Genomic DNA, 19,803 nt, shown 5'->3' on the forward strand with positions numbered 1-19,803 from the left:
ATTTATTATTTAAAGATAATTTATCAGATGAAAATAGATAAGTCAATCAATTTTTAATTTTTCATTTGCAATAATGGTTTTTTATTTCGTTTATTGCGGTTAGAGCGATTTTGGATATCGTCATATCGTCCATCGGTGGATTATGCAATCCAGCTCTCACATCGCGATAGTAGCGCTGTAATGGATTGGATAGCTGAAGACTTTTTGCACCAACGATTCTCATCGCCTTGTCAACAATCTTCATACTTAAGTTCGTCACGATATGCTTAGCTGCTCCAAGTTCATTGGTTATGTGAGGTCGACGTGTTTGGTCATCATACGCCCCTGCGACACTATACAAAAAATGTCTAGCATTCATTAATTCAAGTTCCATGTGACCGATGGTGGCTTGTACATTTGGTAGCTGGCTGATGGGACCATTGATACTGTTTGGAGAATAATCTGTTGCAAATTTAACTGCATAGTCACGTGCAGCCTGTGCTATTCCTAAGTAACAGGCAGGTATATGCAGCAGCCAAGCATTCACATTGTTACCTCTAGGTCTCTGATGTAGCTCAACCCAATTTTCCTCAGGAACCTCGACATTTTCAAGAACAAGGTCATGACTTTCGGTTCCTCTCATTGACATGACATCCCAGTTTTCCTCGATAGAAAGGCCTGCTGTATCTTTTTCAATTAGAAAAACCCCTATACCAGCCTTATCCTCTATCCATGCTGTTACAAGAAAATGGGTGAGGGCTGGGGACATCGTTGTAAAAATCTTTCGTCCAGTAAGTATCCACTTGCCGTTTTTTTTCACTGCACGAGTTACAGGGCGACCGCCTCTAGTTGGGCTGCCAGTTTGTGCTTCACTCGCTGCTCTGTTCACCAATGCCCCGTTGCATACTTCGGTAGCAAAAGAGGAAAGCGTTTCTTCCTGCCATAGCTTTTTCTCAAATAGTTCACCGACGACACTTTGATGCCAGCCAATCGCTAAACCAGTTGCCCCGTCATAGCTCGAAACAGTTTCCTGCAACAGGACTAAATCGGTTATGGAAATTCCTTCACCTCCGTATTCCTTTGGTAACGGTAATTTAGAAAAACCCAACTTTACAAGAGCATGGATATTTTCCTTAGGGAATTGAGCTTTTTCATCTGTTTTCCGTGAAATGCTCCTAAACGCTTGCTCCTGCTGTGCGAGTTTTTCCATCCATTCTCTTTGAAAGTCATTTTGAATAAATAATTTTTTTGACAAGTCCTACACTTCCTTTAAAAATGTCCGCAACACGGTTCATATTCCCGCTTTAGAAAAATGAAGGTGTTTGAAACTAATCTATTATTATTATAACAGCTTTTCTTTTACGAGAAGGATATCAGACGACAACATTGCCATGGAAAAAGTTTCGAGGCCCAGCATTTAGAAAAAATTATCTAAAAATTCCGCATGTAAATGAAGTTTGATTAATAAAGTTAATGTAAACAGGCTTTATATGTTTCGTATTCTTTTTGAGAAACAAGAGGCTATTGACGAGATGGAGGGGGTTACATGCTACATATTGTTGCCTGTATTAAGCAGGTACCTGACACCAAGATCATAAAAATGAATCCAAAAACCAATACAATGGACCGGAGGACAGCACCCGCTATATTAAATCCATACGATGCCCATGCGGTCGAAGAAGCCGTCCGGATAAGAGAAAGGTATGGTGGAACCGTATCCGTTTTATCAATGGGACCGCCACCTGCGGTTAAAGCGATAAAAAAATGTATAGAAATTGGTGCGGATGAAGGGTATTTGATTACGGACCGCCGTTTTGCTGGAGCCGACACATTAGCCACTAGCTACGCACTTACGAAAGCAATAGAAAAAATATCAAAGATTAAGCCTGTTGATTTAGTGATTTGCGGAAAAATGTCCATAGATGGTGACACAGGTCAAGTTGGTCCGGGAATTGCCCGGCGGTTGGACATACCTCCATTAACTTCTGTTAATAAGGTAGTTGAGATCAATAAAGTAGCGGGCTATGCCATTATTCATCGGAAGCTAGAGAATGGGCATGAAGTCGTTCAATCCAAGTTGCCATGTCTATTCTCTGTGGAAAAAACCATTAATGAAGTGCCATATTCACCATTCCAAAACATGTTGAAGGCAGCTAAATATCAGCCGCATATATGGTCTGTTGATGACCTCGAGGATGTTGATATTAAACAGCTTGGATTGAAAGGATCACCGACCATTGTCTCAAAAGTGTGGGCACCACCAAAACCAGAGGGAGGAACAATCATTGAAGGAAATCCGCAGAATCAGGTGGAGGAATTGCTATCGATTCTGCTTGATAAGAAAGAATTATTCAGCATAAAGGAGGGATAATGGTGGGTTTTAGAGATTATAACGGTGTTTGGGTATTTATTGAAGAAAAAGATGGCGTCATCTCCCAGGTTTCACTGGAACTCTTGGGGGCTGGACGAAAACTTGCTGATAAACGCGGTGTGGAGCTGGCTGGAGTCATAATCGGCGAAAATATCAAACAGCTGGCTAAAACTATCTTTGAATACGGTGCAGATACAGCCTATGTCTACGATCAGCCTATATTTAAACACTATCGGACAGAATCCTATATGAAAGCGCTTCTTGAATGTACGAATAAATACAAACCGGAGATTATTCTCTTTGGTGCCACCTCAACAGGGAAGGACTTAGCAAGTGCGGTGGCAACAGATTTGCCGACAGGGCTGACAGCTGATACAACAGAGCTTGATGTAGATGAAGAAACCGGTCTTTTGCTTGCCTCTAGGCCGGCCTTTGGCGGCAATATTATGGCGACTATCTTATGTAAAAAATATCGTCCACAAATGGCAACAGTCCGAGCTAAAGTGATGAAAGCACTGGAACCTCAGCCAGGCAGAAAAGGAACGATCATTGAAGAAGAGATACCATTACGGGAAGAGGAAATTCGGACAAGAGTCTTAGAGATTGTGGAAGCGACGATAAAGAAGGTACGAATTGATGAAGCAGATATTATTGTCGCTGGTGGTAAAGGCTTGGGGAGCAGTGAAGGTTTTCAGCTAGTTCATCACCTCGCAGAAGTACTGGGTGGGGCAGTGGGGGCAAGCCGGGATGTGGTCGAAGCTGGTTGGATTGAGCATCCTCATCAGGTTGGACAGACAGGAGTCACGGTCACCCCGAAAATATATATTGCGATTGGAATTTCAGGAGCCATTCAACATATTGTCGGGATGAAGAATTCTGGTTTAATCATCGCAATTAATAAGGACAGCGAAGCACCTATTTTTAATACCTGTCATTATGGAATAGTTGGTGATGCCTTTGAAATTGTCCCTTTATTAATCGACCAGTTTAAAAATGCGTTAAGAAGGGAGGGGCTGACACATGTCAGAGAAGTTTGATTGTATTGTCGTTGGAGCGGGTCCAGCAGGGATTTCCTGTGCCTTTGAGTTGGCCAAGGGTGGAGCCGATGTATTATTGATTGAAAGAGGAGAGTATCCAGGTTCCAAGAATGTCATGGGTGGTGTTCTTTATCGGAAAATGATGGAGGATATTATCCCGGAATTTTATAAGGAAGCGCCACTTGAGCGTCCAATTGTTGAACAAAGGTTTATGATGATGGATAAGGAGTCTGCCATTACAGTGGGATATAAAGGGCTGGAGTGGGCCCAGGAGCCTTATAATAATTTTACTGTCTTAAGAGCAAAGTTTGACCAATGGTTTGCTGATAAGGCAGTTGAGCAAGGCGCCGTTCTCATAAATGAAACTGTTGTATTAGAATGTATTGTAGAAAATGGGAAGGTTGTCGGGGTTCGGACCGACCGACCGGGAGGTGATGTTTATGCAGACGTTGTAGTGTTAGCTGACGGTGTAAACTCCCTTTTGGCACAGAAGCTCGGTTTTCATAAAGAATACAGACCGGATGAAGTGGCATTAGCTACAATGGAAGTTATTAAGCTTGATAAAAAAATTATCGAAGATCGCTTTAATTTAGAGGAAAATCAAGGCTGTACCATTGAGCTTTTTGGAGATGCAACGAAGGGAATCCTTGGCACAGGATTCGTTTATACCAATAAAGAATCGATTAATATCGGGGTCGGGACACTGCTTTCTGGCTTAATCAAGCATAAAATTAAACCGTATGAACTGTTAGAGTATGTAAAAGGCCATCCGATGATTCGCCCCTATATTCAAGGTGGAGAACCACAGGAATATTTAGCACACCTTATTCCTGAAGGTGGATATAAATCAATGGGTAAAATTGTCGGGGACGGTGTTATTGTCATTGGTGATGCCTCACAATTAGTCAATGCCATTCATCGTGAGGGCTCTAATTTGGCGATGACTTCAGGACGATTGGCGGCAGAAACGATTCTTGATGCAATGGAAGCAGAGGATTTTTCTGAAGGAAAGCTAGACAGCTATAGAGTGAACCTATTAAATGGGTTTGTTGGGCAGGATCTTAAAAAATACAAGGATTCAACCCATCATTTTGATAAGTTTCCTCAATATTTTGAGCAATATATTCCAATGGCAAATAAAGCCTTCAGTCAAATGTTTACTGTTGATGGCACATCCAAATGGCAGAAGCAAAAGAGTATATTAAGTAACCTTGGTGGAGCAAAGGATAAAATGAAGCTGGCGCGCGATATGTATAAGGCCTGGAAGGTGATAAAATAATGAGTGAACAAAAAAACTATCAGTCTATCGAAGAAAAGCAGTATCTTGTTCGCTTTAACGCTGATACAAAATCACATCTCCATGTAAAAGATCCGGATATTTGTCTGACACAGTGTCCAGATAAAATTTGTACCATCTTTTGTCCTGCTGAAATTTATAAATGGGAAGATATCCGGATGCACGTCGGGTATGAAGGCTGTCATGAATGCGGTAGCTGCCGTATCGGCTGCCCGCATCAAAATATCCAATGGGAGTATCCAAAAGGTGGTCATGGTATTGTCTTTAGATTAGGTTAATCTTTAAGGGTGATTTGGGCTAACGTCATGTTAGCTCTTTTTTATTTGACCCGTTCATATATTGACCATATTGGTCAATATAATAGGATGGATAATAGGGTATAAGGTATTAATTTCGGAACTATGCTAAAGCTTTTAGACTAATTATATTGAATTATTAGAAAATATTTTCCGGGAAATAGATAATGATTTTCCAAAAATTAAAATCAGCTAATACCATAATAGAAAACGAAATATTTTTCATGATTGGATAAAAATCAACTCTCTTAGGCAAAATATGTCAGTATTAAAAACTAGGGAGGACGTAAGGACATGACTGAAACATTGTATGATAAAGTTGGTGGAGAAGAAGCTATTGCAAAGGTTGTTGATTATTTTTATCATGAGCTCGTGCTAAAGGATGAGACGGTTAATCAATTCTTTGAAAACACAGATATGGAAAAACAACGAAGACATCAAACAAAGTTTATCAGCTTTGCTTTAGGGGGGCCAAATCAATATTCTGGTCAATCGATGGCAAAGGCACATGAAGGCATGAATCTGCAGCCAGAGCATTTTCAAGCTATTGTCAATCACCTCCATGACGCATTGGCTCATTTTGGCGTAAATGAAAGTGATATTGATACCGCTTTAACGAAAGTAGCTACTTTAAAGGATGATATCATATATAAATAGATTTGGATGCCGGCATTCCTTAAGGATGGCCGGCATTTTTAGTGATAAAGAAGGCTTTGAAAGGACAAATTGATTCAAGTTCTGATATAATAGTTTTAATATTATGTAAAAATCATTATAATACATATTAGTAGTAGAAGATGGAGGTATCACAATGGGACAAGTAATAAAAAAAGAATTCGAAATTATTAGAACCAGATTACATGCTAGACTAGCAGAAATACCTGAAAACATGGCGGACATTCAACCAGAAGGCTTTAACAATAATATTCGTTGGAATATTGGGCATTTATTATTAGTAACTGAAAATTTCCTCTTTCCAGGAGAAGGAAATCTTCCAGCCTTGTATACTGAGTTATTTGCGCCGCGTACTAAGCCTGCTGACTGGTCTGGTGAGGTTCCAACGATTGCAGCACTTGTACAGAATTTAGAAGCACAATATAATCGTATGCTGAAAATTCCTAATGAAAAGTTTGATGAAAAGCTAGCTGAGCCTATCTTAGGTAATGCTACAGTCGGTGAACTAGCTGTTTTCGGCTGTTTCCACGAATCGTATCATTTAGGACAAATTATGGCCATGAAACGAACCATTGAAGCTGCGTTAGCTAAAACAGAATAATACCGAAAGGCTGAATTCAACTTTGAATTCAGCCTATCATATTTATATTTGATTGCGCTTTGATTAATCCCAGCCTGCCTGAGCATTCAATTTCGTTCTTGTCACATCCTCATTGTTTCCTCTCCACAAGGAGATGCCAAGCAGTAAAAAGGCAATCCCGGCTAACGCCTGAGAAATCCACAACCCAAATGGCGCTAATACAGCGATGACAGCAAGGACAAGAAGAGCCAATCCCCACCTAGTGTGAACACCCTTCCAAAAGGAAATCACGGCGAATAATAATAGGCCAACTAATACAGTATAAAGGGAAAGATTCACCCCGAAAACCGTTGTATGCAACCCAGATTCCATTAATTCAGGGGCACTCTGCTTAATATCTGCCACCACAAAGGTTTCAAACCATTTATAGCCCAGCCAGAGAAAGGTACCAAGTGATAAAAAAATAAAACTAAAAAGACCTAATCCGCCAAAGCTTTTATACTGTGAAAGATATAGACCTAAGATACCAAAGGCCATTAAACTGTACCCAACCTGGTTAAAATAGGTTGCGATAAAAGAATCTTGGTCAAAATAAAACCATACCTGAACAAGTGCAACTGCCCCCCCTCCTATAATTGAACTTAATCCAAAAAGGCGAAGCATGATGGAAAATGTCATTTTAATCACCTCTATACGGATTTATGTGTACTGTACAGTTCATTATATGCTCCTGCATTTCTATTTATGGTTGAGTGATATATTGAACTTAACTGGCGATAACAGGAAGGATACGTTCGTTTAGATATTGTTGGAAAAGTATTTCCAAAGTGATATATACTATATGGAGAGATTGATTAGAAGAAACTTCACTCTTTGAAAACAATCTGGAAAGTATCGATAGGAAGGAGTGTATGATTATGAAAAAGGGCTTTCTTGGATTAGGATTAATAGCGGCAGTGATTGTCATTTTTGGCATCATGTTAGCCTCTAGCTACAATGGCTTTGTTGATTTAGAGGAAAACGTGGATCAATCCTATGCGCAAATTGAAAATCAACTGCAAAGACGGCTTGATTTAATTCCAAATCTTGTGAATACAGTAAAAGGATACGCTTCACATGAAGAAGAAGTATTGACTGAGATTTCTGATGCCCGGGCGAGACTTGCAGGTGCCGGCTCACCAGAGGAAGAAGCAACGGCAAATGCTGAATTATCAGGTGCCTTAAGCCGATTACTTGTAGTGGTAGAGAATTATCCCAATTTAAAAGCGGACCAACAGTTCACGCAATTAATGGATGAATTGGCAGGGACAGAGAATCGAATCTCAGTAGCCCGTAAAGATTATAATGATCAGGTGGCCGTCTATAACAAAAAGGTAAAAAGCTTTCCGGGTGTGATCGTGGCAAATGTGACCGGATTTGATCAGAAAGAATATTTTGAAGCGGATCCTTCAGCAGCGAAAGCGCCAAGTGTTGACTTTGGAGATAATCAATAATGAAAGCACTGCGGATCTTCAGCATTTTATGGCTGCTACTCCCTTTTATAGGAGGGAAGGCAGAGGCTGAAGAAATTCAAATTCCTCCACCGGTCGGAGATATCTATGTTCAAGATTTTGCGGGTGTTTTAACTGAGCAGGAAGTTCTAGAATTGCGAAGCATCGGCAGGTCACTTGAGGACCAAACGACAGCACAAATTGTTGTGTTAACGATTGATTCCATCGGCGATAGTACTGTCGAAGAATTTGCAAATGAGGCGTTCCGGCAATACGGAATTGGAAATGCAGAACAAAATAATGGGATATTACTACTCATTGGGATGAATCCTTCTCCAGGAATGGAGGATCGGCCGTTAAGAATTGAGGTAGGCTATGGCTTAGAAGGTCGCCTTCCTGATGGAAAGGTTGGTCGGATTCTTGATGACATCACAATACCCTATTTGAAAAATGAACAACTTGGATTTGCTATTACGGAAACCTACAAGGTTTTAGCTAATGAAGTATACAGTGAATATGGAATTGAAGGAGCACAACAATCTGTTGAAGTTCCGTTAGTTGAGACAACAGAAGATGAGGGAGTCGGAATTCCCTCATGGCTGTTGCTGATTATTGTTGTAATTGTTATATTTTTAGATTTTAAATTTTTTGGTGGATTCCTAACCCATATTTTATTATCTATCCTGTCTCGTGGCGGGGGCAGAGGTGGAGGAGATGGTCCACGCGGTGGGGGAGGAGGATCCTCTGGAGGCGGTGGTGCAAGCAGGGGGTGGTAACTAGCAGATCTGTATGGTCGCGCTTAAATAAAAAAGTCTTGATGATGGGAGTATCGTCAAGACTTTTTGTTTTTCCTAATTATTGTTAAGCACTGAAGCTTTCATTTTCAAAGATTGGGAGCTTTAATGTAAAACAGGTTCCTTTTCCATACTCGCTGCTTACCTGGATGGTCCCATGCATGCTTTTTATAATACTATAGGAGACCATCATGCCTAAGCCGGTTCCTTTTTCCTTTGTTGTAAAATAAGGTTCGCCAAGACGATTAATTTGCTCTTGTGTCATGCCGTTTCCTTCATCCTGAATATTTATTTGAACCTGATTGTCGATATAACCATTCGTAATGGTTAGCTCACCATTGGATTTCATCGACTCGATTCCATTCTTCAAAATATTAATTAAACATTGCTGGAATTTTTTTCTTTCTCCTTTTGTAAAATAATCATGGTCCAGGAGCGTTAGCTTTATTTCCACCCCATTCATGGTTGCTAAAGGAATCACAACCTTTACAGCATGCTGAATTTCTTCGTTTATGTTGATTTTTTCTTCCCGATCTGGTGTAGGCTTTGCAAAGGTTAAGTAATCGTTTATAACCTCTGTTGCTCGGTCCAATTCTTTTAAAGCGATGTCACTATACTGTTTTCTTGAATCCTCATTGATATCATCTGATAATAATTGAATAAAGCCCCTTGCTGCTGTCAGAGGGTTACGTACCTCATGTGAAATGCTTGCGGCCAAATGGCTGACCGTTTGTAATTTCTCTGCTTTAATAAGCTTTTGCAATACCTGGAAATTGGTTTTTATTCCTTCCCATAAAAAGGTTGCCATTGACATGGCAATGGTATGGATAATGGATAGCTGTAACCAAAACTTAATACTAATTTCATAATTAAATTGAACCTTTGCTAGCAGCAGCGTAAAGGAAATTCCGATAAATGTTAGGATTAAATTTAAAATGACCTTATGCTTCAGCAGCAGCTTTGAGTAAAACTTCGAGATGAAAATAATGATAAATCCCAAAATCGTAAAGGATACTAGTGAGGAATAAAAACCGTCACCACCCTGAACATAACGAATGATAAGCGTTAAGATCATCATCAGATAACCCAATTTATATCCACCGTATAGTCCGCCTAAAATAAAAGGAATCCATCGTAAATCCCAAATGAAATTTTCATTTGTGTATACAGGAAACATCATACATAAGATGAGAGAAATGATTGGAAATAGAGAAAGAGTCCAGTCTCGTATGCTTTCCAAACGGTATGCATATTTAAACATGTATAGGATTTGCATTAGGCATAACGCCAGCAGAATAAATAAAAAATTGATAAGTAAATCTTTTGTAACAAGATCCATAGGTGCACCGTGCCTTCAAGAATTTTAAATTTTCACAAATTATAATAAAATCATACCAAGAGACGGAATTTTTTGCTAGAAAAAAATAACAAAATACTAGTTTTGTTCATAAGGTTTGAAATTAGCTGCGATATATTTTTTTCTTTAAGTAGAGAAGTCCTCGAATTTTAGGGTTAAACAATCTAGCTGTGATATATATCACTTTAAATGCGGTAGAAAAGTACTATTCTGAATTTTGGAGGAAATAGAGAACAATTAATTCAACTAGCAGCAAAGAGGAGAGAATAGGTGGATGAAAAGAGGAATTACATGGCAGCTTGGTATGATGATAGTTTGTGTACTATTTGTTTCAATGTTGATTACATCTGTATCTAACTACTGGGTAACGTATAAACATACATATAGAGCTGCGGGAATTGAAGCAGTTGGATGCGCTAACATCACAACAGGTTTAATTTCACCAGGTGATATTGAGAAAGCAATCAATGGGGATATAATAACACGTGAAGCATTAGAAAAGACGATTAGCTGGACAGTCGAACATAAACAAATTTTTGAAAATCAATATATCATTCAAATGGATGGGACAATCCTAGCAGCTGATGAGAGTATGAAAAAACAAGGATTTAAGGCTGGGGATACTTTCTACATTGATGAACAACTAATCGAGACGCTAAAGGAAACAAAGCATCCACAATACTCTGATATCTATGAGTTTGGCGGTATGAAACGTTTAACCGGGTACGCTCCGATTTTTAAGGACCATGATCCTAGTAAAGAAATCATTGCATTAAATGCTATTGACTTCGATGCAAAAATCGTAACTGAAAGAACCTGGGAGTCTGTGAAGGGAACTGTTATCTTGGGTCTGTTGCCAATGATTATCGCATGTTTGATCACTATCTGGATGATTAGAAGAAGAACAAAACCAATCACTAGTTTAATAGAGTATGCAAAATGCATTGCAGACGGTGATCTATCTGTTGAAAATGTTAATACGAAAAATAATGATGAAATTGGCGAATTGGGTAATGCCCTTAATTTTATGGCAAAAAATTTACGTGAACTGATTCAGCAGGTTAGCTCCAGTGCCGAACGTGTAGCTACTTCCTCCGTGGACTTACATCAAATAGCAAAGCAAACGAATCATGCAACAGAGCAGATTTCCATATCGATGAGTGAAATCGCATACAGTGTTGACAAACAAGTTCAAAGTGTAGAAGAAACTGCTCAAACCGTAAGTGAAATTTCAGCTGGAGTCAATGTAATTTCCGATAATGCCCATAGTGTTACCATGACTGCAAAGAAGACCTCTGAAAAAGCGGAAGAAGGCGGTCTAGCCATCAAAACAGCCGTAAATCAAATGAATTCCATTCAGGAAACAGTTAATGGGCTAGCCGAAGCGGTAAAAGGATTAGGAGTCCGATCAGAGGAAATTGGTCAAATTGTTGAGGTAATTACCGGGATTGCAGCTCAAACTAATTTACTAGCCTTAAATGCAGCAATTGAAGCAGCCAGGGCAGGGGAGCATGGACGAGGTTTTGCCGTTGTAGCAGGTGAAGTTCGAAAATTAGCTGAACAATCAGCTATGTCAGCAAAACAAATTTCAATCTTAATCTCGACGATTCAGGATGATACGAGTAAAGCAGTTCTTTCGATGGAAGTGGTTTCGAAAGAAGTAGCATCAGGAATTGAAGTGGTTCATACGGCAGGCGGCTCCTTTGAAATTATTGAGGAATCGATTTTTGAGGTAACAGAGCAGATTCAAGCCGTATCTGCAGCAGTTCATCAAATGGTAGCAGGTACGGAGCAAATGGTTCAATCTATGCGATTTATTACAGATGCTGCGGAAAATGCTGCATCGGGCACACAGCAAGTGTCGGCAGCAACCGATGAACAGCTGGCCTCAATGGAAGAAATCTCAGCCTCTGCAAGTATCTTATCTAATATGGCAGAGGAACTCCAGGTAATTATCAAGAAATTTAACTTCATTCAGCAGAAGTCCTCCACTTCTACAAGTGGGGGATGAATGCAAATCGTACTTCGATTCAGTGGAGGTTCAAACCCCGGCTGAATGAAGTTAAGCCTCCGGCGGATGTCACGGATTTTTTAAAGGTAGTTTACCCGAGCGAGCTCAGGTAATCCGGACGCAAATTCGACGGGCGAATTTGATAATTCAATAATAAAAAGAGGAATACTTTCAACTAAATGGTGGATAGAAAAGGCGATATCATTTTCTTGTAATCTAACTGCTAAATCTAGAGGCAAAACTAGTTGATTCATGTTATAATCTTTAAACATAAGGACCCTTCTTTCTGATTTTATTTGGTGTGGTAACTTAATTTTATCAGAAGTGGTCCTTATTTAATGTAAAAATATTTAAAACCGGTGAAATTTTACTTGTCGTAAAATTTCACCGGTTTTTTCATTTCAGAGGAGGGTTTTGTCCCAGCCTCTTTTTCACATTCGACCAGATTTGAAGATGGCATAAAGGATAAATAAGAACATGAGTGTGGCAACAATCGAGCCGACTTCAATGGCTGGAAACTCCCATAATAGGTTTCGCTGGCCAGCAATGGCGCCGCCAATGATAAGTCCGACCATGAGAATACTAAAAGATAAAAGAATGATACTAAAGGCAAGCCTGTTACTGATTTTATCCAGTCTGAGCAAAAATTGCTTGAATTCAGGTACGCTGATTTCAAAATGCAGCTTTCCTTTTTGGATAGTAGCTGTTAAGTCCTTAAGATTTTTTGGAACCTTTGATAATAATTGCATATTTTCAACAAGTTCGTCCCACGAGCCTTTAATGACCTTTTTGGGTTCAAAGCGATGCTTCAGAAGCTTTTCACCAAATGGTTTGACTGTATCCATGATACTGAGATCAGGGTCCAGATCCTTTACGACACCTTCAATAATAAGCAGTGTCTTACCTAAAATGGTCAAATCTGAGGGAATCTGGATTTCATGATGGTGAATGATTGTAAGCAGATCGTTCAAAGCAGCCCCAATGCTTAGTTTGCTCAATGGGATATCCGAGTATTTCATGACAAATTCATCAATTTCAATATATAAAGAGCCTAAATCGGTTTGATCTGATTGGATTCCCATGGAAGAAATGGCCTTTAACAAGCCCTTTGTATTTCTTCGCTGAAGATTGATGACCAGTGAAGCAAAATGATATTTCGTATCTTCACTTAAACGTCCTACCATACCAAAGTCTAAATAAGCAATGTGATTCCCTGGCATAATATAGATATTGCCTGGATGCGGATCTCCATGGAAGAATCCTTCTATCAAAATCTGATGAAGCATGGATTCTGTAATTCGTTTGGCAATCAATTTACGATTGTAGCCTTCTTCGTCAAGCTTTTTGATGTTATTGACCTTTATTCCATCCACATAGTCCATGGTTAGTATTTTTTTTGTAGAAAGACTCCAGTGGACCTTTGGAATAACAATTTCCGCTTTTTGAGTGAATTGGTGAGCAATTCGTTCACTATTTCTTCCTTCGATTTGATAATCAAGCTCTGCTCTTAAACAATTAGAAAACTCTTCAATAATCCGTCGAATCTGATAGTGTTTTGCCCAGGAGATTTTATCCTCCATAATTCTTGCTAAATCATCGAGTATTTCCAAATCTGTTTCAACGATGGGTTTAATATCAGGCCGTTGTATTTTAACGGCTACCCGTTCTCCTGTATGTAGAATCGCCTCATGTACCTGGCCGATAGACGCACTTGCAAGCGGAGTTTCGGAAAAAGAATGAAAAAGAGTATGGATGCTTTCTCCTAATTCTAATTCAATCATGCTGCGCGCCTGTTGGTAGGAGAAGGAAGAAACCTGATCCTGCAGCTTTTCCAACTCTTCGGCGATTTCAATTGGTACAAGGTCACGTCTTGTGCTGGCAATTTGCCCAAGCTTGATAAAGGTGGGCCCTAAGCCCTGTAGCACTTCTCTGAGCTTTATTCCGGCATATTTTTTACTTAATTGCGAACTTTCCTGATTTTTAGGTAGGTGATGCTTTGTGAGTCCTAAGCGATATACTAAATGACTGAAACCGTTTCGTAAAAAAGCGTTGCTAATTTCCTGATATCTTTGTGCATGTTTTAGTCTTTTGCCAAGCATGTATGTTCCCCCAAGCCCAAATTTTCAATTTAGATTCTATATCACACGAATATTGTGTAGAATTTGTCTGTTATAGGGTTAGTCTAAGCTGACCTTCCTTTTTATGATACAACATTTTTCTTCATCCGTATCCTACTTCATAAAAAAGTGATTGTCTATTCTTTGCTGACAATGCGTGCTTTTCATAGGAGTTGGGCAATATACTACTATTTAAGATTATTCAGCAGGTGACCTTTCCTTCTATTAGTGGGGAATCTAAAAAGGCGATTTGCAGAAAGGGGAATAGGTTATGAAATTAACACCAGAACAGCGAATTGAGCTTCATGGTTTTAATAATTTAACGAAGTCCTTAAGCTTTAATATGTATGATATTTGCTATACAAGAACGCGAGAAGAACGTGAAGCCTATATAGAATATATTGATGAGCAATATAATGCTGACAGATTGACCAAAATATTAAAGCACGTTGCTGATATTATTGGAGCGCATGTCTTAAATGTGGCTAAGCAGGATTATGTACCACAGGGTGCTAGTGTCACGGTTTTAGTTTCTGAGGGACCGGTTGTGGAAGTGCCGACAGGGTCCTTTGAGGAAACGCCAGGCCCGCTTCCTGATAATGTCGTTCTGCAGCTTGACAAAAGTCATATTACCGTCCATACATATCCAGAATATCATCCGGAGGAAGGTATCAGTACTTTTAGGGCTGATATAGATGTGTCAACCTGCGGCGAAATCTCTCCACTTAAGGCATTAAATTACTTGATTCATTCTTTTGAAACGGATGTAATGTCGATTGATTACAGGGTAAGAGGCTTCACAAGAGCAAAAGACGGACACAAGCTATTTATCGACCATGAGATAAACTCCATTCAAAATTATATCCCGGACAATATTAAGGAATTATATGACATGATTGACGTCAATGTGTATCAAGAGAATATCTTCCATACGAAATGTAAATTGAAGGAATTTGATTTAAATAATTACTTATTTGGTTATTCAAAGGATAAGCTGAATCCTGAGGAAATGAAGGAAATTTCAGCCAGCTTAACTGCAGAAATGCATGAGATTTTTTATGGGAAAAATATGTCTCGCCATCTTCAATAGGGGTCATGAAATAGTAAAAGCTGTTGAATAAACAACAGCTTTTACTATTTTATGACCGCTGGATCATCGAACTGGAGTAATTTTTAACAAGCTTCTGTAAATTTCGATGGCTTTCTCTTACCTTTATCGATTCATCAATAATTTTTTGAAAACCCTCTAAATCTTTATCGTTGGCATTGAGAACGGATCTTGTCACACTTTCAGCGATTTGTTGTAAGGTTGGTTCTGAGCTCATCATAATGACCACCTTTCCTTATTTTGCTCCTTAATAATTTATCGAAAGGGGCTCGATTCTCCTGCTGGGAAACTTGTAAACTTATCTACATTTATCAGCAAATTCATTTTAATTTAGTGATGGTTCAACAGGGTATCTATTATTTGGAGCAAATAAACAGAAACAGCCATCCAAATAGCGAGTTTCCACCTTTGGTTGGCTGTTGGATGGTTGATTGTTGTTGCTTAAGGGAAAGGGCATTCCGATTACGGCTGGTTGCTGATGTTTTTCTTGGCCATATCGACTAATTCCTTAACCATACTGCCCCCAAGCCTTCCTCCAATTTTACCGGCCTGCTCGGATGTCAGCTGACCGTTATATCCATTTTTTAATGGTACACCGCCTTCTTCGGCCGCTTCAAATTTTGCATCCTCCGGTTTACTACTTCCAGCCACTTTTGCTTTTAGTTGATCAAGTCCTTTTCTTGCATCGGGTATAAGGATTTTATTTTTATTTTTACGTGTCAAAGTAATTCCTCCTTTAGGTTAGAGTTTCCTTAATCGCTATGGAATAACTAAGCATAATAAGTTTCATGGGAAAGAAAAAAATATGAGCATTTAAATTGTATGTTTTTTATGAGTAGTGCTATTATTTGCATAATAACTCTTGGCAACACGAAGCGTTTTAATAGGTTAGAAAAAAACATGTAGGATCGATTATAAAATATCTTATCAAGAGAGGTGTAGGGACTGGCCTGATGAAGCCTCAGCAACCGCAGATATATTTTGAATGGTGCTAAATCCAGCAAAGCTTGGCTTTGAAAGATAGGGGGAGATTTCTTTTTTATACAAAAAAGTTCTCTTCTAAAAAGAAGATGATTTTTGTATGGGAAGGGGAATAAGATGAAAAAACTACTAACAGTTGATGAATATTTAGATTTGTATCTTCTAGCAGGAAAGCTTGGCGATCCATCCTGGCAGAACGAGATAATGGATAAGCTAAAAAAAGGGGAATATATAGCAGAGCAAACGTTGAAAATTCGTAATCTTTGGAATAAATATAAAAAGGTTAATATGGAAATGCTGGATCTGTACCGACAACTACAGAAGGATGCATCGAACGAAGCTGTTACGGAAAAAATCCGCGCCTTAAAGCTACAGCGAAGCACCATCAATAAACAAATTCAACAAGAACAAAAGAAATCTCAGCACTCGCACTCCAAATCAACCAAATAAGCACTTTTATAGTCATAACTACAATAGGGGATTGTTCTCTGACGCATTAAAGCGCCGGGGGACAGTCCCCCGGTACGTTAATAGGGTAATGGGTTGATTTGGCGAAGAAGAATGTGAAAATAGTTCATAATTTGTTCAATATTTCACAATCTATGATGGATTTTATGTGTTATTCTAATACCATAGAAAAACAAAGGAGTGATAAACATGATGGTTTGTAAATGGATGAACTTTTCTACCGACACAGAAACGTATACACAGGATGATTTCGAAGGATTAGTGGGAGATCGTTTTGAGGCGATGGTTATAAAGGAAAGCACTAAGCTTCCTTCTTATATATGGACAAATAATTTTGTAGTGATCGTTAAGAACAATTCGAGTAAATTCTCTGATATATCATTCGAGAAAATACCAAGAAACCCTGTGCGGGAATAATCATCCACAACTGCAAGCCCCATCAGGTGACACATCATGTTTTTTATTTAATTATTTTTTTTTGACAACTAATGTGAAATACTTCACAAATTTGGAGGTAAACAAATGGCTGTAAAAGAAAGAGAAGTTATGGAAAAAAGTAAAGTAGAATCACCATCAGTACCTGAAATGATTGATACTCTTGTGGATAATGGCTTAAAGGCATTAAAGGAATTTCATTCATTCGATCAGGAAAAGATTGATGAAATTGTAAAAAATATGGCTGTTGCCGGTATTGACCAGCATATGCCTCTTGCCAAGTTAGCTGTAGAGGAAACGGGTAGAGGCGTTTATGAAGATAAAATCATTAAAAACATTTTTGCAACTGAATATATCTATAACAATATTAAATATGATAAAACAGTAGGCATTATTAATGAAAATGAGTTGGAAGGAACCTTCGAAATCGCTGAACCAGTTGGAGTGATTGCTGGTGTAACACCGGTTACAAATCCAACATCAACTACATTATTTAAGGCTATAATTGCCATAAAAACCCGTAATCCAATTATTTTTGCTTTCCATCCATCTGCGCAAAAATGCAGCAGTGAAGCAGCGAGGATTGTGAGGGATGCTGCGATTCTAGCAGGAGCTCCTGAACATTGTATTCAATGGATTGAAAAACCGTCATTAGAAGCAACAAGATTATTGATGCACCATGATCATATTTCACTTATTTTAGCTACTGGCGGTTCTGGCATGGTTAAATCAGCTTACAGTTCAGGAAAACCAGCGCTTGGAGTAGGACCTGGTAATGTTCCTTGTTATATCGAAAAGTCTGCCAATCTTCATCGCTCAATAAATGATTTGATTTTATCTAAAACCTTTGACAATGGAATGATTTGTGCCTCAGAGCAGGCCGTTATTATAGATAAAGAAATTTACGCAGAAGCCAAAAGTGAATTAATAGCCAATAACTGCTACTTTTTAAATGAAGAAGAAAGAGCCAAGGTTGAGAAACTGGTTATCAATGAAAAATCATGCGCCGTTAATCCCGATATTGTCGGAAAGCCTGCCCATTTCATTGCGAAAATGGCTGGTGTAAACGTGCCAGAGGATACGAAGATTCTGATTGCAGAATTAAAGGGTGTCGGTGCCCAATATCCGCTGTCACGAGAGAAGCTAAGTCCAGTCCTTGCCTGCTTTAAGGTAAATAGCCTTGAAGAGGGTCTTACAAGAGCGGAAGAAATGCTCGAATTTGGCGGTCTTGGTCACTCAGCCGTTATTCATACAACAAATGAAGAAGTTGTAAGGGAATTTGGTACAAGAATGAAGGCCTGCCGTATTATTGTCAACGCACCATCTTCTCAAGGGGGAATTGGAGATATTTATAATGCGTTTATGCCTTCTCTAACACTTGGCTGTGGTTCATATGGCGGTAACTCCGTTTCATCAAACGTAGGGTCTATTCATTTGATTAATAAAAAGAAAGTCGCAAAAAGGGCAGTCAATATGCAATGGTTTAAGGTTCCACCGAAAATCTACTTTGAAAAAAATGCTATTCAATATTTAGCTGCGATGCCAAATATCTCAAAAGCATTTATTGTTACAGACCCTGGTATGGTAAAGCTTGGATATGTGGATAAAATTCTCTACTATTTAAGAAAGCGCCCGGATTATGTTCACTGTGAGATTTTCTCTGAGGTTGAGCCAGATCCATCAATCGAAACGGTTATGAAAGGTGCAGAAATGATGGCACACTTCCAGCCTGATGTTATCATCACACTTGGTGGCGGATCTGCAATGGATGCTGCAAAAGGAATGTGGTTATTTTATGAATATCCAGATACTGAATTCTTTGGCTTAAAGCAGAAATTTATGGATATTCGCAAACGTATCGTGAATTTCCCTGATTTAGGAAGAAAAGCCCGTTTGGTTGCGATTCCAACAACTTCAGGAACAGGCTCTGAGGTCACCTCATTCTCGGTTATTACAGACAAGCAGGCGAACATGAAATATCCGTTGGCAGACTATGAATTAACACCTGATATTGCGATTATTGATCCGCAATTTGTGATGTCACTGCCAAAATCTGTTACAGCAGATACCGGTATGGATGTTCTGACACATGCGATAGAGGCTTATGTATCTGTCATGGCCAATGACTATACAGATGGACTAGCTCAAAAAGCAATCCAGTTAGTGTTTGAATATCTGCCAAGAGCGTACCGAAATGGTAACGATGCAGAGGCTCGTGAAAAAATGCATAATGCATCTGCCATTGCCGGAATGGCGTTTGCCAATGCCTTCCTTGGCATTAATCACAGCTTAGCGCACAAGCTTGGAGCAGAATTCCATATTGCACACGGTCGTGCCAATGCGATTTTACTGCCACACGTTATCCGTTATAACGCAACGAAACCAAAGAAATTCACTGCTTTTCCAAAGTATGAAAAGTTCATTGCGGATAAGCGATATGCAGAGATTGCTAGAATGCTTGGATTGCCTGCTCGCACAACCGATGAAGGTGTTGAAAGCTTAATTCAAGCAATTGTAAAACTAGCTAAAGAGCTTCAGGTACCTATGAGCATAGAAGCAAATGGTATAGATAAGAATTTATTTGCTAGTAAGGTAGAGTTTTTAGCTGAAAAAGCATTTGAAGATCAATGTACTACAGCAAATCCTAAGCTGCCGCTTGTAACTGAACTAGCAGAAATTTATCATCTAGCATATAAAGGTGTTTAATATTATCAAAATGAATTTGTAAATGAATAAGTAAATGAATAGAGAAAAGCCAGCTTACATTCACAGTGAGCTGGCTTTTTTTCTATAAGAATAGAAAATCA

Annotated in this window: 19 protein-coding genes, 1 riboswitch and 1 other annotated feature (1 of these 21 only partly in view); of the genes, 13 read left to right on the forward strand and 6 right to left on the reverse strand. The window is 39.0% G+C overall.

What is annotated here, in order from left to right; translation table 11 throughout:
* Positions 1-7, reverse strand: a binding site (T-box leader) (it extends 235 nt beyond the left edge of the window).
* Positions 8-61: 54 nt separating this feature from the next.
* A complete protein-coding gene (locus BQ5321_RS10270) occupies positions 62-1,234 on the reverse strand; it encodes an acyl-CoA dehydrogenase family protein (protein WP_071394402.1) in 1,173 nt (390 codons plus the stop codon).
* Positions 1,235-1,525: 291 nt separating this feature from the next.
* Here BQ5321_RS10270 and BQ5321_RS10275 point away from each other — a divergent pair, with 291 nt between their 5' ends.
* The 6 genes from BQ5321_RS10275 (at position 1,526) to BQ5321_RS10300 (ending at position 6,256) form a co-directional block, all read left to right on the forward strand.
* Positions 1,526-2,350: an electron transfer flavoprotein subunit beta/FixA family protein gene (locus BQ5321_RS10275; protein WP_071394403.1), complete on the forward strand. Its 825-nt coding sequence runs from the start codon at positions 1,526-1,528 to the stop codon at positions 2,348-2,350.
* A gap of 2 nt (positions 2,351-2,352) precedes the next feature.
* Positions 2,353-3,387: an electron transfer flavoprotein subunit alpha/FixB family protein gene (locus tag BQ5321_RS10280; RefSeq protein WP_139187911.1), complete on the forward strand. Its 1,035-nt coding sequence runs from the start codon at positions 2,353-2,355 to the stop codon at positions 3,385-3,387.
* Positions 3,371-4,666, forward strand: a complete 1,296-nt coding sequence (locus BQ5321_RS10285; RefSeq protein ID WP_071394405.1) for an FAD-dependent oxidoreductase — start codon at positions 3,371-3,373, stop codon at positions 4,664-4,666. Before BQ5321_RS10280 ends, BQ5321_RS10285 begins: the two co-directional genes overlap by 17 nt.
* Positions 4,666-4,962 carry a ferredoxin family protein gene (locus BQ5321_RS10290; protein WP_071394406.1) on the forward strand — a complete coding sequence of 99 codons (297 nt, stop codon included), beginning with the start codon at positions 4,666-4,668 and terminating at the stop codon, positions 4,960-4,962. The genes BQ5321_RS10285 and BQ5321_RS10290 overlap by 1 nt, the downstream gene beginning before the upstream one ends.
* Before the next feature lie 312 nt (positions 4,963-5,274).
* On the forward strand, positions 5,275-5,637 hold the full coding sequence (locus BQ5321_RS10295; RefSeq protein ID WP_071394407.1) for a group I truncated hemoglobin: 363 nt from the start codon (positions 5,275-5,277) through the stop codon (positions 5,635-5,637).
* A 154-nt stretch (positions 5,638-5,791) separates the two neighbouring features.
* Positions 5,792-6,256, forward strand: a complete 465-nt coding sequence (locus tag BQ5321_RS10300; RefSeq protein ID WP_071394408.1) for a DinB family protein — start codon at positions 5,792-5,794, stop codon at positions 6,254-6,256.
* Between the two features lie 63 nt (positions 6,257-6,319).
* Here BQ5321_RS10300 and BQ5321_RS10305 read toward each other — a convergent pair whose 3' ends face one another.
* The gene (locus BQ5321_RS10305; RefSeq protein ID WP_071394409.1) at positions 6,320-6,913 is read right to left on the reverse strand and encodes a hypothetical protein; all 594 of its coding nucleotides are present in this window, start codon (positions 6,911-6,913) and stop codon (positions 6,320-6,322) included.
* A 239-nt stretch (positions 6,914-7,152) separates the two neighbouring features.
* Between BQ5321_RS10305 and BQ5321_RS10310 the strand changes: the two genes are divergently transcribed.
* Positions 7,153-7,728, forward strand: coding sequence for a LemA family protein (locus tag BQ5321_RS10310; protein WP_071394410.1), 576 nt, complete (start codon positions 7,153-7,155; stop codon positions 7,726-7,728).
* The gene (locus BQ5321_RS10315; RefSeq protein WP_071394411.1) at positions 7,728-8,501 is read left to right on the forward strand and encodes a TPM domain-containing protein; all 774 of its coding nucleotides are present in this window, start codon (positions 7,728-7,730) and stop codon (positions 8,499-8,501) included. Before BQ5321_RS10310 ends, BQ5321_RS10315 begins: the two co-directional genes overlap by 1 nt.
* A gap of 85 nt (positions 8,502-8,586) precedes the next feature.
* On the opposite strand, the gene BQ5321_RS10320 is transcribed toward BQ5321_RS10315, so the two are convergent.
* Positions 8,587-9,858 carry an ATP-binding protein gene (locus tag BQ5321_RS10320; protein WP_071394412.1) on the reverse strand — a complete coding sequence of 424 codons (1,272 nt, stop codon included), beginning with the start codon at positions 9,856-9,858 and terminating at the stop codon, positions 8,587-8,589.
* Between the two features lie 292 nt (positions 9,859-10,150).
* Between BQ5321_RS10320 and BQ5321_RS10325 the strand changes: the two genes are divergently transcribed.
* Positions 10,151-11,887 carry a methyl-accepting chemotaxis protein gene (locus BQ5321_RS10325; RefSeq protein WP_071394413.1) on the forward strand — a complete coding sequence of 579 codons (1,737 nt, stop codon included), beginning with the start codon at positions 10,151-10,153 and terminating at the stop codon, positions 11,885-11,887.
* 431 nt (positions 11,888-12,318) lie between these two features.
* Here the strand turns inward: BQ5321_RS10325 and BQ5321_RS10335 are convergent, their stop codons facing one another.
* Positions 12,319-13,986, reverse strand: coding sequence for an ABC1 kinase family protein (locus tag BQ5321_RS10335; RefSeq protein ID WP_071394415.1), 1,668 nt, complete (start codon positions 13,984-13,986; stop codon positions 12,319-12,321).
* A 289-nt stretch (positions 13,987-14,275) separates the two neighbouring features.
* Between BQ5321_RS10335 and speD the strand changes: the two genes are divergently transcribed.
* The gene (speD, locus tag BQ5321_RS10340) at positions 14,276-15,094 is read left to right on the forward strand and encodes an adenosylmethionine decarboxylase (RefSeq protein ID WP_071394416.1); all 819 of its coding nucleotides are present in this window, start codon (positions 14,276-14,278) and stop codon (positions 15,092-15,094) included.
* A gap of 49 nt (positions 15,095-15,143) precedes the next feature.
* On the opposite strand, the gene BQ5321_RS10345 is transcribed toward speD, so the two are convergent.
* Both BQ5321_RS10345 and BQ5321_RS10350 read right to left on the reverse strand, forming a co-directional pair.
* Entirely contained in the window at positions 15,144-15,332 is a 189-nt protein-coding gene (locus tag BQ5321_RS10345; protein ID WP_139187784.1) for a hypothetical protein, read from the reverse strand.
* A gap of 242 nt (positions 15,333-15,574) precedes the next feature.
* The gene (locus BQ5321_RS10350) at positions 15,575-15,835 is read right to left on the reverse strand and encodes an alpha/beta-type small acid-soluble spore protein (RefSeq protein ID WP_071394418.1); all 261 of its coding nucleotides are present in this window, start codon (positions 15,833-15,835) and stop codon (positions 15,575-15,577) included.
* Between the two features lie 198 nt (positions 15,836-16,033).
* Positions 16,034-16,139, forward strand: a riboswitch (SAM riboswitch).
* A gap of 71 nt (positions 16,140-16,210) precedes the next feature.
* Here BQ5321_RS10350 and BQ5321_RS10355 point away from each other — a divergent pair.
* From BQ5321_RS10355 to adhE, 3 genes are all read left to right on the forward strand, one after another.
* On the forward strand, positions 16,211-16,543 hold the full coding sequence (locus BQ5321_RS10355) for a hypothetical protein (RefSeq protein WP_071394419.1): 333 nt from the start codon (positions 16,211-16,213) through the stop codon (positions 16,541-16,543).
* A gap of 207 nt (positions 16,544-16,750) precedes the next feature.
* Positions 16,751-16,978 (forward strand): hypothetical protein, encoded by a 228-nt coding sequence (locus BQ5321_RS10360; protein ID WP_071394420.1) that lies wholly within the window; start codon positions 16,751-16,753, stop codon positions 16,976-16,978.
* 105 nt (positions 16,979-17,083) lie between these two features.
* Positions 17,084-19,702, forward strand: coding sequence for a bifunctional acetaldehyde-CoA/alcohol dehydrogenase (adhE, locus tag BQ5321_RS10365; protein WP_071394421.1), 2,619 nt, complete (start codon positions 17,084-17,086; stop codon positions 19,700-19,702).
* The last annotated feature ends 101 nt before the right edge of the window (positions 19,703-19,803 follow it).

Source organism: Bacillus tuaregi (assembly GCF_900104575.1).
Lineage (GTDB): Bacteria > Bacillota > Bacilli > Bacillales > Cytobacillaceae > Bacillus_BD > Bacillus_BD tuaregi.